At 64.4% G+C, this 15157-nt stretch carries 11 protein-coding genes; 2 read left to right on the top strand and 9 right to left on the bottom strand.

Going from position 1 to position 15157, the window contains the following annotated elements; translation table 11 throughout:
- Nucleotides 1-73: 73 nt before the first annotated feature.
- The 3 genes from QN084_RS06820 to QN084_RS06830 all read right to left on the bottom strand — a co-directional run bounded on the left by QN084_RS06820 (nt 74) and on the right by QN084_RS06830 (nt 3267).
- On the bottom strand, nt 74-841 hold the full coding sequence (locus tag QN084_RS06820) for an SDR family oxidoreductase (RefSeq protein ID WP_069696540.1): 768 nt from the start codon (nt 839-841) through the stop codon (nt 74-76).
- 23 nt (nt 842-864) lie between these two features.
- Nucleotides 865-1608, bottom strand: coding sequence for an aspartate/glutamate racemase family protein (locus tag QN084_RS06825; protein WP_021473771.1), 744 nt, complete (start codon nt 1606-1608; stop codon nt 865-867).
- Between the two features lie 90 nt (nt 1609-1698).
- Nucleotides 1699-3267 carry an NCS1 family nucleobase:cation symporter-1 gene (locus QN084_RS06830; protein WP_021473770.1) on the bottom strand — a complete coding sequence of 523 codons (1569 nt, stop codon included), beginning with the start codon at nt 3265-3267 and terminating at the stop codon, nt 1699-1701.
- Between the two features lie 290 nt (nt 3268-3557).
- Between QN084_RS06830 and aceE the strand changes: the two genes are divergently transcribed.
- Nucleotides 3558-6329, top strand: coding sequence for a pyruvate dehydrogenase (acetyl-transferring), homodimeric type (aceE, locus tag QN084_RS06835; RefSeq protein ID WP_182263998.1), 2772 nt, complete (start codon nt 3558-3560; stop codon nt 6327-6329).
- Nucleotides 6330-6401: 72 nt separating this feature from the next.
- Here aceE and QN084_RS06840 read toward each other — a convergent pair whose 3' ends face one another.
- Nucleotides 6402-6593, bottom strand: coding sequence for a YegP family protein (locus tag QN084_RS06840; RefSeq protein ID WP_021473425.1), 192 nt, complete (start codon nt 6591-6593; stop codon nt 6402-6404).
- 187 nt (nt 6594-6780) lie between these two features.
- Between QN084_RS06840 and nboR the strand changes: the two genes are divergently transcribed.
- Nucleotides 6781-7392 (top strand): nicotine blue oxidoreductase, encoded by a 612-nt coding sequence (gene nboR, locus QN084_RS06845; protein ID WP_021473426.1) that lies wholly within the window; start codon nt 6781-6783, stop codon nt 7390-7392.
- Between the two features lie 133 nt (nt 7393-7525).
- On the opposite strand, the gene QN084_RS06850 is transcribed toward nboR, so the two are convergent.
- From QN084_RS06850 to QN084_RS06870, 5 genes are all read right to left on the bottom strand, one after another.
- Nucleotides 7526-10375 carry a molybdopterin-dependent oxidoreductase gene (locus tag QN084_RS06850; RefSeq protein WP_069696843.1) on the bottom strand — a complete coding sequence of 950 codons (2850 nt, stop codon included), beginning with the start codon at nt 10373-10375 and terminating at the stop codon, nt 7526-7528.
- Nucleotides 10365-11300 carry an FAD binding domain-containing protein gene (locus QN084_RS06855; protein ID WP_069696109.1) on the bottom strand — a complete coding sequence of 312 codons (936 nt, stop codon included), beginning with the start codon at nt 11298-11300 and terminating at the stop codon, nt 10365-10367. The genes QN084_RS06850 and QN084_RS06855 overlap by 11 nt, the downstream gene beginning before the upstream one ends.
- A complete protein-coding gene (locus tag QN084_RS06860) occupies nt 11291-12538 on the bottom strand; it encodes an XdhC family protein (RefSeq protein WP_021473429.1) in 1248 nt (415 codons plus the stop codon). The genes QN084_RS06855 and QN084_RS06860 overlap by 10 nt, the downstream gene beginning before the upstream one ends.
- 357 nt (nt 12539-12895) lie before the next feature.
- The gene (locus QN084_RS06865) at nt 12896-14488 is read right to left on the bottom strand and encodes an NCS2 family permease (RefSeq protein WP_069696110.1); all 1593 of its coding nucleotides are present in this window, start codon (nt 14486-14488) and stop codon (nt 12896-12898) included.
- A 6-nt stretch (nt 14489-14494) separates the two neighbouring features.
- Nucleotides 14495-14989, bottom strand: a complete 495-nt coding sequence (locus QN084_RS06870; protein WP_021473431.1) for a nucleoside deaminase — start codon at nt 14987-14989, stop codon at nt 14495-14497.
- Nucleotides 14990-15157: the final 168 nt, after the last annotated feature.

Genomic DNA, 15157 nt, shown 5'->3' on the forward strand with positions numbered 1-15157 from the left:
GCTTGTCGGGGGCTTCTTGGGCTCAATGTTGGTCGGGGCGGTACGCGCACCTTGGGCGCCAGGCGGGAAACTCCTAGCCGCGGCCGATGAACGGCATGCCGGCGGCGGTCACCACCACGGATCCCACACTGGCCGACGGCGGCATGTTGGCCATCATCAGCACGGCGCGGGCCGCATCATCCACAGGAAACATCGGCTCGACTTTGCGGGACCCATCGGCTTGGAGGGCACCGGAACCAACGCCAATGGTGTCCATGATCTCCGTGCGGGTGTTGCCGATGTCTATCTGTCCGCAGGTGATGCCAAAGTCGCGGCCGTCCAGCTCGATGCTCTTGGTCAGGCCGGTCATCGCGTGCTTGGTGACGGTATACGCAACAGACCTGGGCCTGGGTGAATGCGCGGAGATGGATCCGTTGTTGATGATCCGGCCGCCCTGTGGCTCCTGTGCCTTCATGGTCCGGACGGCCTCGGCGGCACACAGCATGGAGCCAGTCACGTTGACCCGCAGCGTGGCCTCCCACTCCGCGATGTCCAGGTCCCCCACGTCGCCTGCCGGCCCGAAGATGCCGGCATTGTTGAACAGCACATCAACCCGTCCCCAGCGTTGCCGCACCTGTTCGAAAAGGCGCGCAACGTCGTCGGGCACTGTAACGTCGCACGGGACCGCCAGCGCGTCCGGGTGGCCGTCCGCTGTTTCCAGCAGCTGAGCCTCGCGCCGCCCTGCCAGCGCCACCCGGTAACCCTCGGACAGCATGAGCCGGGCAACTGCGCGGCCAATACCGGAACCGGCCCCGGTGACGACGGCGACCCTCGGGTCTGCGGGCAGGCTTGGGTCAGTCATATGGATGCCTTTCGGGTGGTCGCCTAGCGTGCAGCAGTCCGGGCTGCCTGGGTTATGGGCCAGCCTATGACAGTCTTGGGACGCGGCGTGGCGAAGGTGCGCACCTTGGAAGTGGTCAGGCCCAAGCGGACCAGGGACTCGGCGATAGTGACGGCGGAGGCTACCCCGTCCACCACGGGAACGCCGGTGCGCTGGCGGATCTGCTCGTCAAGGCCTGCCATTCCGCCGCAGCCCAGGACGATCACCTCGGCGTGATCCTTGCCCACGGCTTCTTCAGCCTGCCCTACGATCGCCTCGACGGCGCGCTCCGGGTACGCCTCCAACTCCAGGACCGCCATACCGCTGGCACGGACGGAAGCACAGCGGGCGTCCAGGCCGGCCAGTTTGAGACGGTCCTCAATCAGCGGAACCGCCCTGTCCAGGGTAGTGACCACCGAGTACTTGTGACCGAGGAACATGGCCGTGCTGGCTGCTGCCTCGGTGATGTCCACTACGGGGACATCGAGGAGTTCCTGCAGGCCCTCGCGCCCGTGTTCACCGTAGCCTGCCTGGATCACGGCATCGAAAGGCTCGGGGTAGTTGACCACTGCATCCATGACGGCGATCGCGGCAAGGTAGCTCTCGAAGTTGCCCTCGCAGGAATCGGCGCCGAACCGCGGGGTGATCCCGACGATCTCCGTACCCGGCGCGGCAGCAGCGCGGGCCTGGGCGGCGATGGAATCGGTCATGGACTGCGTGGTGTTCACGTTCGCAACAAGAATGCGCATGGTTTTTCCTCTCAACGGGCAGCGCCCGCCCTGCGACCGGTGGGACCGTGGTCCGGAACCGGGAGGACGGGCAGCGCCTTGGTTTTGCTTCTAGTGGGTGCTTGCGACGGCGATCGGCTCGCCGGAGACGTCAAGGTGTGCCTGTTTCTTGTCAGCCACAGCGAAGTACGTCAGCGCTCCGACGCCCGCTCCGATGAACCAGGCAAACGGCGCGGCCGCGGCCAGGCCCGGAATGAAAGCGATGGCGATGGCCAGCCCTGCGGCCGGGATCATGGCGATGATGGCCCGGGGGTTGACGCCGCGCTTGTAGAAGTACGCACCCTTCGGGTCTTCGGTGTAAAGCTCGGGGACGTTGACCTTGCCGCGGCGGACCAGCCAGTAGTCGGCCATCACGACGCCGAACAACGGACCGAGCAGGGCGCCAAGGCCACCGAGGAAGTACACGATGACGATCGGGTTGTTGTACAGGTTCCACGGAAGGATGACCAGGCCGATGGTGCCGCTGACCCAGGCCGCCTTGCGGAAGTTCAGGTGCCGCGGGAACAGGTTGGTCAGTGCGTAGACCGGAGCCACGAAGTTTGCCATCAGGTTCACTGCGATGGTCAGGATCAGCAGTGCAAGGCAAGCCAGGACCAGGAGGAGCGTGTTCGGGATGCTCTGGACGATGTCCGAGGGGCTTTCGATCACCGTTCCGTTGATCTTGTACTGTCCGCCGGCCATGACCACGACGATTGCGCCGAAGACCAGCATGTTGATGGGAATGCCCCAGAAGTTGCCCTTGACGATCGACTTCTTGGACGTGGAAGACCTCGTGAAGTCGCAGAAGTTCAGGACGAACGTGCCGTAGATGGACACCCAGAGGGCACCGCCGGCGAAGATGGTCAGCCACATCTCCGTACCTTCAAGGCCCTTGATGCCGGACCACTGGATGGCACCGCCGGCCTCGACAAAGACCCACACGGCGATGGCGGCCATGGTGACCAGGATGATGGGCCCGGCGAAGGCCTCGTACTTGCGGATCATTTCCATGCCAAAGCTCACGATGACCAGCTGGACGATCCACAGTGCAACGAAGGAGAGCCAGCCCAAGGTGGAGAGGCCGAGGATGGAATTGCTGTCCAGGTCCTTGAGCCCGGGTGCCACAGCTACCAGCAGGACGCGCAGGACCACTGAAGCGAGGTACGTCTGGATGCCGAACCAGGCGACAGCAACGGCGCCACGGACCAGGCTGGCGAGCTGGGCTCCCCGAATGCCAAAGCTGATACGGCTCATGACCGGGAAAGGAACACCGGTTTTCTGCCCCATGAAGCCGGAGAAGTTGAGCAGGGCAAAGAGCAGCACTGCCCCGATTCCCAGCGCAACGAGGATTTGCCAGCCGCCAAGGCCCAAGGAGAAGAGGCCAATGGCGAAGGCGTAATTACCCAGGCTGTGGACGTCGTTGGCCCAGAGGGTAAAGATGCTGTAGCTGGTCCACTTACGGCCCTCCACCTTGGTGGGTGCGAGGTCGATGTTGTAGAGGCTGGGGCTGATGGTACGGCCTGATGCTTCGGAAGCTATGGCGCAGAGTTCCGTATTTCCAACGGAAGGAAGGTGTCCTCCACCTTTATGTGCGTCTTCTTCCGGAGCTCCAGTGACGCCGACTGATGAAGTCGTCTGCATCGTGGATCTCCACTTCGTACTGTTTCCGTCAGGTGGAAACTAGTTATTGAATAGTGAAAACACTTTATGACCTACATCACGCGCGGTCAAGGGGTCGACTGTCTGTCGGGTCACATTCTGTTGATTGGCCGGGGGCGGAGGAGTTGACTGTATCGGTCCAGCAATCCGTATTGACGCCGCCCACCACGCGTGCGTAATCTCGAATTGCAGAATTTTATTCTCACAATACGAAATTCCTTGAGCGCCCCCACAGAGCAAGCGCCCAGACATTCAATGAAGAGAGGTTGGACGTGGCTGCAGGAGAAGAGACCTCACACATCCTCAGCGGGTTGACTGCCCAGCTGCCTGATCGTGATCCGGAAGAGACTGCGGAGTGGATTGAGTCCCTTGATGCGTTGATCGCTGAGCAGGGTACTGAGCGTGCGCAGTTCATTATGCGTTCGTTGCTCCAGCGTGCCGGTGCCCGGAGCGTGGGTGTTCCGATGGTGACCACTACTGATTACGTGAACACGATTCCGGTGGATCAGGAGGCTGAGTTCCCGGGTAATGAGGAGTTCGAGCGCCGGTACCGGGCGTATATGCGGTGGAACGCGGCGGTGATGGTTCACCGGGCGCAGCGCTCCGATATCGGGGTGGGCGGGCATATTTCCACGTACGCGGGCGCGGCGACGTTGTATGAGGTGGGTTTCAATCACTTCTTCCGCGGCAAGGACCATCCTTCGGGCGGGGACCAGGTGTTCTTCCAGGGCCACGCGTCCCCGGGCATGTACGCGCGTGCGTTCATGGAAGGGCGGTTGAGCGAGGAGGATCTGGACGGGTTCCGGCAGGAGAAGTCCAAGGAAGGCCATGCCCTGTCTTCCTACCCGCACCCGCGCCTGATGCCGGGGTTCTGGGAATTCCCGACCGTGTCGATGGGTATCGGCCCGATGAACGCGATCTACCAGGCCCAGTCCAACCGGTACCTGCATAACCGCGGGATCAAGGACACCTCCGACCAGCAGGTCTGGGCGTTCCTTGGTGACGGGGAAATGGACGAGCCCGAATCGCGGGGTTTGCTGCAGCTGGCAGCGAACGAGAACCTGGACAACCTGAACTTCGTGATCAACTGCAACCTCCAGCGCCTGGACGGGCCGGTGCGCGGCAACGGCAAGATCATGCAGGAACTCGAAGCGTTCTTCCGCGGCGCGGGCTGGAACGTGATCAAGGTCGTCTGGGGCCGGGAATGGGACTCCCTCCTGGAAGCGGACCACGACGGTGCGCTGGTCAAACTCATGAACGAAACCGCCGACGGGGACTACCAGACCTACAAGGCCGAATCCGGCGGGTTCGTCCGCGAACACTTCTTCGGCCGCACCCCGCAGACCAAGGACATGGTCGCGGACCTGAGCGATGAACAGATCTGGAACCTCAAACGCGGCGGCCATGACTACCGCAAGGTCTACGCCGCGTACAAGGCAGCGACCGAGTTCAAGGGCAAACCCACCGTCATCCTGGCCAAAACCGTCAAGGGCTACGGCCTGGGCCCGCACTTCGAGGGCCGCAACGCGACCCACCAAATGAAGAAACTGACCATGGAAGACCTCAAAGCCTTCCGTGACCACCTGCGCATCCCGATCAGCGACGAACAACTCGACGCGGACCTCTACCGGCCCCCGTACTACCACCCCGGCATGGACGCCCCGGAAATCCAGTACCTCATGGAACGCCGCAAAGCACTGGGCGGATTCCTGCCCGAACGCCGCCCCGGCCACACCCCCGTGACCCTGCCCGAAGCCAAATCCTACGACATCGCCAAACGCGGATCCGGGAAACAACAAGCCGCGACCACCATGGCCTTCGTGCGCCTGCTCAAAGACCTCATGCGCGATAAAAACTTCGGCCACCGCCTCGTCCCGGTCGTCCCGGACGAATCACGCACCTTCGGCATGGACGCGTTCTTCCCGACCGCGAAAATCTACAACCCCAAAGGCCAGAACTACCTCTCCGTGGACCGCGACCTCGTCCTGGCCTACAAAGAATCCCCCGCCGGACAACTGATCCACCCCGGCATCAACGAAGCCGGAGCCGTCGCAGCATTCACCGCCGCCGGAACCTCCTACGCCACCCACGGCGAACCCCTGGTCCCGATCTACGTCTTCTACTCCATGTTCGGCTTCCAACGCACCGGAGACTCCTTCTGGGCCGCAGCAGACCAAATGACCCGCGGCTTCATCATCGGCGCCACCGCAGGACGAACCACCCTCACCGGCGAAGGACTCCAACACGCCGACGGACACTCCCCCCTGCTCGCCTCCACCAACCCCGCCGTGCGCACCTACGACCCCGCCTACGGCTACGAAATCGGCCACATCATCCGCCACGGACTCGAACAAATGTACGGCGATGACAGCACGCAAGGAATAAAAACTGCGTCAGATCAAAACGTCATGTACTACCTCACCGTCTACAACGAGCCCATCACCCAACCGGCCGAACCCGCCGACCTGGACATCAACGGACTCCTCAAAGGCATCTACCAACTCGCCCCCGCACCCGAAGGGGACACCAACCGGCCCACCGCACAAATCCTCGCCTCCGGCGTCTCCGTGCCCTGGGCCCTGGAAGCCGCCCGCATCCTCAACGAAGACTGGGGCGTCGCCGCGGCCGTCTGGTCAGTAACCTCCTGGAACGAACTCCGACGCGACGGACTCGCCGCCGAAGAACACGCCTTCCTCAACCCCGGCCAGGAAACACCCACCCCCTTCATCACCAAACAACTCCACGGCCACAACGGACCCGTCATCGCCGTGTCCGACTACATGAAAGCCATCCCCGACCAAATCCGCCAATACATCCCCAACGACTTCGCCTCCCTCGGAGCAGACGGCTTCGGCTTCTCCGACACCCGCCAAGCCGCCCGCCGCTACTTCAAAAACGACACCCACTCCATCGTCACCAAAACCCTGCAGATGCTGGCGGCGAGGGGCGAGGTTGAGGAGGGCGCGCCGTCGTACGCGATTGACCGCTACAAACTGCTCGACGTCAACGCCGGCACCACCGGAGGCGCAGGCGGCGACGCCTAAACCTTGCATCAACAAAAAGCGGCGGCAGTGTTCTTCATGAACACTGCCGCCGCTTTTTTGTTCCAACAGGACCTACGTTCGCAAGCTGCGCCGATCCACCACAAACCCGGTGGCCGCATTTTCGCGGACTGCATTGATCCCGGCTACAACCGCCTTCAGGTTGGGAAACTGTGGCGACACTGCCACAACGGTGCCGTCGTCGGCCGTGAGCCGGAACCGGAAGGTGCTGGGTCCGGCCTTGAGAATTTCGAAACTGCCCGCCATCTTTGTTTGTCCTCCACGCGTCATTGCATCAGAGCTGATTTGAACAATTCCCTTCAGACCCTAATAGGCCCGCGAAGGCGCCAAAAGCCCTACCCGCCAGTAGTTTTTCAACCAATTCCGGTAGATAACCCTCAAAAGCCTGCATGGACCTAGAGACCCCGTCGAATGCCGCGCGTATGGTGAGGATATGACTCACTCCGGCTCATCACAGATCACCGGCGTCCTGTTGGCGGCCGGGGCAGGCACCCGTCTGGGCCGCGGCCCCAAAGCACTGCTCCCCTTCCGGGGGCGCACCCTGGTGGAAGTGCTGGCCGAAACCCTGTATGACGGCGGGTGCCGCGAGGTGGTGGTGGTGCTCGGTGCCGAGGCGGCCAACATCCGGAAGAACACCGACCTGGATCGCTACACGGTGGTGGAAAACGCCGATTGGGCCAAGGGAATGGCGGGCTCGTTCCGCACCGGCATCGAGGCCGCCAACCCCAACAACAGCATCCTGGTGGCTCTGGTGGACCAGCCCGGACTGACCCCGACGGCGGTCAGCAGGTTACTGGGCGCCCACCGTCCCGGCCGGATCACTGCGGCGGCCTACCCCGATGATGCGGGCCACCTGAAGCGTCGGCACCCGCTGATCATCGACGTCGGGCTCCGCGAGCAAGCCGCGGAAGCGGCGAAAGGTGACACGGGGGCGCGGTCCTTCCTCAAGGCGCACCCGGGTCTGGTGGACCTGGTGGATTGCAGCGACCTCTGCTCCGGCGAGGACCTGGATACCAAGGACCAGCTGCACCTGCTCGAAGCCTGATCCGCACCCCTCTTTAGCCCGCACCCGCTCCCCCGTTTTAACCCAAGTAGGTCGCAATAGTGCGCGTTTTGACGGGTCTAAACGCGCACTACTGCGACCTAGTTGGGTGCTGGGCGGGGCGGGGTGGGGTTGGTTAGTTGGGTACCAGGGTGCGGTCGCGGAGGGCGAGGTAGATCTTGTCCCGCGCGATGGGGAGTTCGCCGAAGCGCACCCCGGTCGCGTTCCGGATCGCGTTGGCCAACGCCGGTGCCACGGGGTTGAACGGACTCTCGCTCATGGACTTGGCGCCGAGCGGCCCCGTGGAGTCATTGGTCTTGGCGAAGTAGACCTCGCTCCGGGGCACGTCCGCGAAGGACGGGATGTGGTACTGCCGCAGGATGTCCGTGGTCACGTGCCCGGAGTCGTCAACTTTGACCTCTTCATACAGCGTGGCACCCAAGGCCTGCGCAATACCGCCCTCGATCTGCCCCCGGCATTGGCGCGGGTTGACCACGACGCCGGCGTCGGCGGCCTGGACGCTCTGCAGGATCCGCAGCTCTCCCGTTCCGGTGTTCACGGCAACCCTGAATCCGTGGACGTTGAAGGCAACCGAACGCGGCGTGCCTCCCCAGTTGCCGTCGGTGGCGAGGCGGACGCCTTGGAGGCGGGCGGCGTCGTAAATTTCCTTCATCGGCACCGAACGGTCGCCGCACTCCACGGCTCCGTCCACCAGGCGGCAATCCGCCAACGGCACGCCCGTGAGCGATGCGGCGACGGTCTGGATCCGGGTGGCGAGTTCGAGCGCGGCCGCGAGGGTCGCCTTTCCGGCCACCACTGTCCCTGCCGAACCGAAGGCGCCGGTGTCGTGCTCCACCAGGTCCGTGTCCGACTGCCGCACCTGAATGGCGTAGGCGGAGGTCCCCAACGCGGTGGCAGCCAGCTGCGCATGCACGGTTGTGGTGCCGTTCCCGAATTCCGCAGTTCCGACGTCGACGGCGAACCTGCCGTCCGCTTCGAGGCTCACCCGGGTGTGGGCGAAGTGGCCGCACGGCGGGACGGTGTCGATCATGGACAGTGCCGCGCCTTCGCCGGTGACCCATTCCGGGCCGAGGTCATCCAGGCCCGCGGCGCGGTAACGTTCCTTGCCGCGGTCAAGGGCGTCCCGGACAAGTGACACGCATTGGTCCAGGCCGTAGCTGCCGTAATGCACATCTTCTTCGGGTTCGGGGGTGGTGGAGAGCATGTGGTCGCCGGGCCGGAGCATGTTCTTGAGCCGGAAATCCAGCGGGTCCATGCCGATTCCGACTGCAAGCTCATCAATGGCGGACTCGATCGCGAAGATCATCTGGCTGAGGCCATAGCCGCGGAAGGCACCTGCAGGAACCGTGTTGGTATACACCGCCTGCGCATCGACCTTCTTGTTGACGCACTTGTACACGGCCAGGGATTCGCCGCAGCCGTGGAACATGACCCCCGGAGCGTGGTTTCCGTAGGCGCCGGTGTTGGTGATGACATCCAGCTGCAAGGCCGTGAGGTAACCGTCGCGGTTGGCTCCCGCCTTGAGCTTGATGGTGAAGGGGTGCCGGGTAGTGGTGGCCATGAACTGCTCGGTCCGGGTGAATTCCAACTGCACCGGGCGTTTGAGGGCCAGCGCCGCAAGTGCCACGAGGTCCTCGGTCAACACTTCCTGCTTGCCCCCGAAGCCGCCGCCGACGCGTCCTGCCACCACGCGGACCGACTCCTCCGGAAGGTCGAACAGCCGGACCAGGGTTCGCTTGACCAGGAACGGAACCTGGCTGGAGGAGCGGACCATCAGCCGGCCGTCCTCGTCAAGCCACGCGATGGCCGAGTGGGTTTCCATGGCAACGTGCTGAACACGCTGCGTCCGGTAGGTGTGTTCATGGACGAAGTCAGCGGCCGCAAAACCCTCCTCCACGCTGCCGAGCTCCGCGTGGACTTCAGCCACTACGTTGTCCAGGGGCCGGGCGATCCGCGTAGCCACCGCGTCTTTGTCACCATGGATGACGGGAGCACCGGGAAGGATGGCTTCCAGGGGCGTGAACACCGCGTCCAGGAGCTCGTATTCCACTTCCAGCGCACGGGCACCTGCCTCGGCTGCGCCCACCGATTCCGCTACGACGGCGGCAACCCGCTGCCCGATGAAGCGCACCACGTTATCCAGGACGCGGGTGTCGTCGGGATCGTCCGTGTAGTGCTCGTGCTGGGCGGTGGAGAAGAGTTGCTGCGGGGCGTCTTCATGAGTGAACACGGCCACGACCCCCGGCACGGCGAGCGCAGGCGCCTTGTTGATGGACACGATGCGTGCGTGCGGGTGCGGTGAACGGACCAGCTTGAGATGGAGCAGGCCGGGCAGCTGGTCCGCTGGAACATCAAGGGCATACCTCGCGGTTCCGGTGACCACGGCCGGGCCGGCGGGTGCGGGCACGTTGTCGCCCAGCTGACCGCTCTTAGGTTCGACGGCGGCGGGTGACTGTGCGCCGGAAACGTCAGCTCCGGCGTCGTGCGCGTCCGGACCGTGCGCGTCTGGACCGTGCGCGTCCGGACCGTGCGCGTCTGGACCGTGGCCGCAGACCGCGTCCGCAATGGAGCGGTACCCGGTGCACCGGCAGAGGTTGCCCTTGAGGTTCCGCGGCAGGTTGGCGCGCTGTTCGTCGTCGAAGGTTGCAGCGGTCATCATCATCCCGGCGGTGCAGAAGCCGCACTGGAAGCCTTGCGCCTCGAGGAACTGTTCCTGCACGGGGTGAAGTCCGTCGGCCGTGGCGAGACCTTCGATGGTGGTGACGGCTTTTCCTTCGGCACGGACGGCCGGGTAGATGCAACTGTGGACGGGCGTGCCGTCGACGTGGACGGTGCAGGCCCCGCAGTCACCGCCGTCGCAACCCTTCTTGACGCCGAAGTTGCCTTGCTCGCGGAGGAAGGTGCGGAGGCACTGGCCGGGGCGGGGTGTGGCCTGCGAGGCAGCGCCGTTGATCTCAATTGCCATGGGAGGCCTCCTTCTGGGTGCCTGACGTTTCGGGTTGCGTGGACGGCTGCGGCGAGGTGGCGTGCGGGGGCCAGAAGTCGCCGGACACGGTCATGGATTCGTCCAGCAACTCGGCCCGGATTTCCTCTGCGAGCCGGAAGGTCATGTCACGCCGCCATGCGGGGAGCCCGTGGATGTCGTCGTGGTACAGGTCGAGGGGGATGGAATGCTCGACGGCGGCAGCCAGGGCCGCGGCGTCGGGAACCTGATCGGCGGGGAACCGCAGCTGCACGGGCCGCTTGGTGGACGCCGTGACGGTGATGACGAGGCCAAAGACGGGATCCAGCCGGCCGATCAGCAGCACCCCGGAACGGCCGAGGTTGCTCAGGGAAAGACGACGGAACGCCACCCGCGCCGAGAGCGCCTCGGCAGGAAGGTGGATGCTCCGCAGCAGCTCACCCGGGGCCAGGACGTTCTCCATCTCCCCCGTGACGAAATCGGCAACTGGAACGTTGCGGCTGGTGCCGTCGGGGCTGAGGATGGTGGCCATGCCGTCCAGGCCGGCGCACAGCGAGATCATGGGACCGGCGGGCAGGGAGGTGCAAAGGTTGCCGCCCACGGTGGACATGTTCCAGATCTTGAAGGACGCCACGAACGAGTCGCAGCTGGGACGCACCAGGGCCAGGCCGGGCCATTCGCGGTGGGCCGCTTGATCCGACTCCGGCAAGGCGTACAGTTCAGCCACCGTGCAGGTGGCGGCGAGTTCAATGCCTTCATCGGTGACGGTGATGGCGGGCCAGCCGGCATTGCCGAGGTCGAGGAGCCGCTGCAGGACGGTGCTTCCGTAGGAGAAGAGGACCGTCCCGCCGGCCAGCCAGGCATCCCCTTCCCGCCACTGGGCCGGATCCGTGGTGGGTACCACGGCCTCTATGGTGTTCATGTCCATGAGTCCTCCTCGGTCAGAGAGTCTTGGGTGCCGGTCCCGGCATGAATTGGACCGGAAGTGTCTTTGAGAGAGCGGAAAGCTCCAACCCCGTGCAGGCTTCCCCGCGATGCGACGATTTCCGCAGTGATGGATACGGCCACCTCGGCAGGCGTGACGGCGCCCAACTCCAGCCCGATGGGCGAATGCAGCCGTTCCAAGGTCCCGGCGGGCGTGCCCCTCTCCAGCAGCGCATCAGTGCGCTGCCGGTGGCTTCGCCGCGAACCCATGGCCCCCACGTAGGCGAGGTTCAGGCTGAGCGCTGTTTCCAGCAGGGGAAGATCAAATTTGGGGTCGTGGGTCAGGATGCAGACCACGGTGCGGGCGTCGATGCGTCCGGCTTCTGCTTCGTTCTCCAGGTAGCGGTGGGGCCATTCCGTGATCACCTGGTCCGCCCCGGCGAAGCGGCTTTGCTGCGCGAAGGCGGGGCGTGCGTCGCACAAGGTGACCTCGTAGCCCAGGAGTTGCCCGGCCGGCAGCAGCGCGGCACCAAAGTCGTTGGCTCCGAACACCAGCATGCGGGCCGCCGGCAGTCGGCTTTCAACAAACAGCGTGATGGGTTGGGGTTCCGGTTCATCACGGGGAGCCTCCCAGCGGTCCAGCGTGACCCAACCGTCGATGCAACCCTCGGGCGGGGCCAGCCGCACCAAACCGGCGCGGCCGCCTTGAAGCAGTGGCTCCACCTGGGCAGCCGCTGCGAAGAGCGTTGCGGGGTGGTCCCCCACCAGCTTGGCGAGTTCAGTGGACTCCATCGCGCGGAAGCGCACAGGATCATGCACGACGACGACTCCCCCTGCGCCGTCCAGCCTGCGGATGAGTGCCAAGGGGCTTGGGGCCTGGCCGTTGCGGGCTGCGGTGGATTCGTCCGCCAGCGATGAGAGCCCGTCCGCGAGGGGTTGGATATGGACTTCCAGTTCCCCTCCACAGGTAAGCCCCACCTCGAAAGCGTCCTCCGCACTGTAGCCGAACGACTCAAGGCGCGGGCCGCCGTCGCGCATTGCTTCCAACGCCGCTTCAACCACGGCCCCTTCCACGCATCCGCCGGACAGGCTGCCCAGGATCTCGCCGGTTTCCGAGACCATCATGGACGTCCCCAAGGGCCGCGGAACCGAGCCGCCGGTTCCAACAATCGTTGCCACAGCGCACCGTTGGCCGGAGACCGCCGGCCGCCAGCTGCCCAGTGAAGGCATCAGATCCAGCATGGCTACACGTCCTTTTCCAGGTGTCCCGGCAGGGTGGCCCGGCCGGGGCAGTGCGCGATCTTGCCTCAATTCTCATTCGGGATGGTGGCTGAGGATAGTCGCGCTGACTAAGTTCAATGGTTTTGGTGGAGTGGGGCAGGGCTTCATCTCCCTGCCCCACTCGATGGAGCTGCGCGCTCCATGGCGGAGCATCGGCTCCCGGCCGCCGCCCGCCGTCGTCCCTTAATCAGGTGCCCTGCTGTGGAAGGGACCTTCCCTCATAAGGGAGGACGGCTGACGCCTATTCGTGCGGTGGGAGCGGATTCAACGCCGTTTCGGGTGCCGGTTTGCCCGCCGGCACGGGGTTTGCCGCCCCGGTCAGATGCCCATCAGCGCATTGATCGGGCCGCGGGCGAAGTAGATGACGAAGCCGGCCGTGACCACCCACATGAGTGGATGCACTTTCTTGGCTTTGCCGGACGCCGCGTTGACCACTGCGAAGGAGATGAATCCGACGCCGATGCCGTTGGCGATCGAGTAGGTCAGTGGCATGGTGACGATTGTCAGGAACGCCGGGAGTGCAATGGCGAACTTGGTGAACTTGATTTCACGGATCTGGGCCATCATCATCGCGCCCACAACCACCAGGGCAGCAGCTGCAACTTCCAGCGGAACCACCGAGGTGAGCGGGGTGAAGAACATCGATCCCAGGAACAACGCGCCGGTGACCACGGAAGCCAGGCCGGTGCGGGCGCCTTCGCCGATGCCCGCTGCGGAGTCGATGTAGACCGTGTTGGACGAACCGGACGTTGCGCCGCCCACCACTGCGCCCATGCCTTCAACAATGAAGGCGGACTTCAGCTTGGGGAACGTTCCGTCCTTGTGTGCCACGCCGGCGCTCTTGGCCAGGCCGGTCATGGTGCCCATGGCGTCGAAGAAGTTGGTGAACACCAGGGTGAAGACCAGCATGGTGGCAGCCAGGCCGCCGATCCGTGCGAACGAACCGAAGAGATCGAACTGGCCCACGAGGCTCAGGTCCGGGACTGACACCAGCTGGCCGGAGAGCACCGGGGTGTTGAGGTGCCAGCCGCCGGGGTTGTCAGCGCTGCCGGGACCGATCCGGAACACGGCCTCGGCAACAGCGGCGAGGACGGTTGTTGCGACGATGCCGATCAGCAGGCCGCCCTGGATCTTGCGTGCCACGAGGATACCCATGACCAGCAATCCGACGATGAAAACGAGGGTGGGGATGGACGTGATGGACCCATCGTTGCCGAGCTGGACCGGCGGGCCGCCCTTCGTGGGACGGACAAAGCCGGAGTCGACGAAGCCGATGAAGGCGATGAACAGGCCGATGCCAACGGTGATGGCGGCCTTGAGTTCCTTGGGTACTGCCTTGAAGATCGCCGTCCGTGCGCCCGTGGCGCCGAAGAGGACAATCAGGACGCCGTTGATGACCACCAGGCCCATGGCTTCGGGCCACGTCACCTCCTGGATGACGGCGACGGCCAGGAAGGAGTTGATGCCAAGGCCCGCTGCGAGACCGAAGGGCAGGTTGGCTACGAGGCCGAAGACGATGGTCATGACGCCGGCCGTGAGGCCCGTGACAGCACCTACTTGCGCTGCCGACAGCCAGCCGCCGGCAACATCCGTGGGAGCGTTGTCGGCGGTGAAGCCGCCCAGGATGAGGGGGTTGAGGATGACGATGTACGCCATGGTGAAGAAGGTGACCAGGCCGCCGCGGAATTCCCGGGCGAGCGTGGATCCGCGCTTGGAGATCTCGAAGAACTTGTCCAGGAAGTTCGGCGGCTTCTTGCCGTTGCCTGCTCCGGGTGCGGTGGTTGCGTGTGCCGCTGCGTGCCCTGCGCCCTTGTCCCCGTTGGGGAGGAGCGCAGCCTGCTTCTCAGCGGCGGTCTGCTTTTCAGCGGTATTTTGCATGTCTGCGGTATCCAGGATTTCCATGTCAGCCACCGGGCCCTAGTAGTCAATCCTGGAATCGAGGGTGTTCCATGTGGTGAACGGCTGGAGGACCGCCGGAGCCTGGGGGTCGCCCAGTTCCAACTTGGATACCGGCATCAGCTCGTCCCGGTTGTCATTCTCGAAGTACTCGTAGAAGACCGCGTCATCGAAGCCGACGGACGCGGCGTCATGGCGGTCGGCCGCGAAGAACACGCGGTCAATGCGGGCCCAGAGTGCGGATGCCAGGCACATGGGGCACGGCTCGCAGCTGGTGTAGAGGGTTGCTCCGCTCAGGTCGAAGGTTCCCAGTTCGCTGCAGGCGTTGCGGATGGCCGTTACTTCTGCGTGGGCGGTGGGATCGTTCGAGGCGGTCACGCGGTTGACGCCATGGAAGGCTTGTCCGTCCGCGGTAACAATGACGGCGCCGAAAGGGCCTCCACTGTTGAGGACATTGGCCGTTGCCAGCTCAATGGATGTGGCCAGGAATTGTTCGGCCGTGACGGTTGTACTCATGTTGCGACTTCCTTAGTGCTGGGAAGCCGGGTGACCTGTCGGGGGCGCGCCGGAAAAGAGAGCTCCAGTGCTTGGTTACCAGGCTTCAGCATGTGCGATGAAGGTTAAGTTGCGCCTGGTAGATAGCTTCCCGGGATCCGGGTGCCCGCCTTTGGCAGATAGAGCGTA

It is taken from the genome of Paenarthrobacter sp. R1 (assembly GCF_030264015.1).
GTDB classification, from domain to species: domain Bacteria; phylum Actinomycetota; class Actinomycetes; order Actinomycetales; family Micrococcaceae; genus Arthrobacter; species Arthrobacter ureafaciens.

What these genes read in the sequence shown, in the direction of transcription:
- QN084_RS06820 (WP_069696540.1), bottom strand. Translation starts at nt 841, where the DNA reads ATGACTGACCCAAGCCTGCCCGCAGACCCGAGGGTCGCCGTCGTCACC.
- QN084_RS06825 (WP_021473771.1), bottom strand. Translation starts at nt 1,608, where the DNA reads ATGCGCATTCTTGTTGCGAACGTGAACACCACGCAGTCCATGACCGAT.
- QN084_RS06830 (WP_021473770.1), bottom strand. Translation starts at nt 3,267, where the DNA reads ATGCAGACGACTTCATCAGTCGGCGTCACTGGAGCTCCGGAAGAAGAC.
- QN084_RS06840 (WP_021473425.1), bottom strand. Translation starts at nt 6,593, where the DNA reads ATGGCGGGCAGTTTCGAAATTCTCAAGGCCGGACCCAGCACCTTCCGG.
- nboR (WP_021473426.1), top strand. Translation starts at nt 6,781, where the DNA reads ATGACTCACTCCGGCTCATCACAGATCACCGGCGTCCTGTTGGCGGCC.
- QN084_RS06850 (WP_069696843.1), bottom strand. Translation starts at nt 10,375, where the DNA reads ATGGCAATTGAGATCAACGGCGCTGCCTCGCAGGCCACACCCCGCCCC.
- QN084_RS06855 (WP_069696109.1), bottom strand. Translation starts at nt 11,300, where the DNA reads ATGGACATGAACACCATAGAGGCCGTGGTACCCACCACGGATCCGGCC.
- QN084_RS06860 (WP_021473429.1), bottom strand. Translation starts at nt 12,538, where the DNA reads ATGCTGGATCTGATGCCTTCACTGGGCAGCTGGCGGCCGGCGGTCTCC.
- QN084_RS06870 (WP_021473431.1), bottom strand. Translation starts at nt 14,989, where the DNA reads ATGAGTACAACCGTCACGGCCGAACAATTCCTGGCCACATCCATTGAG.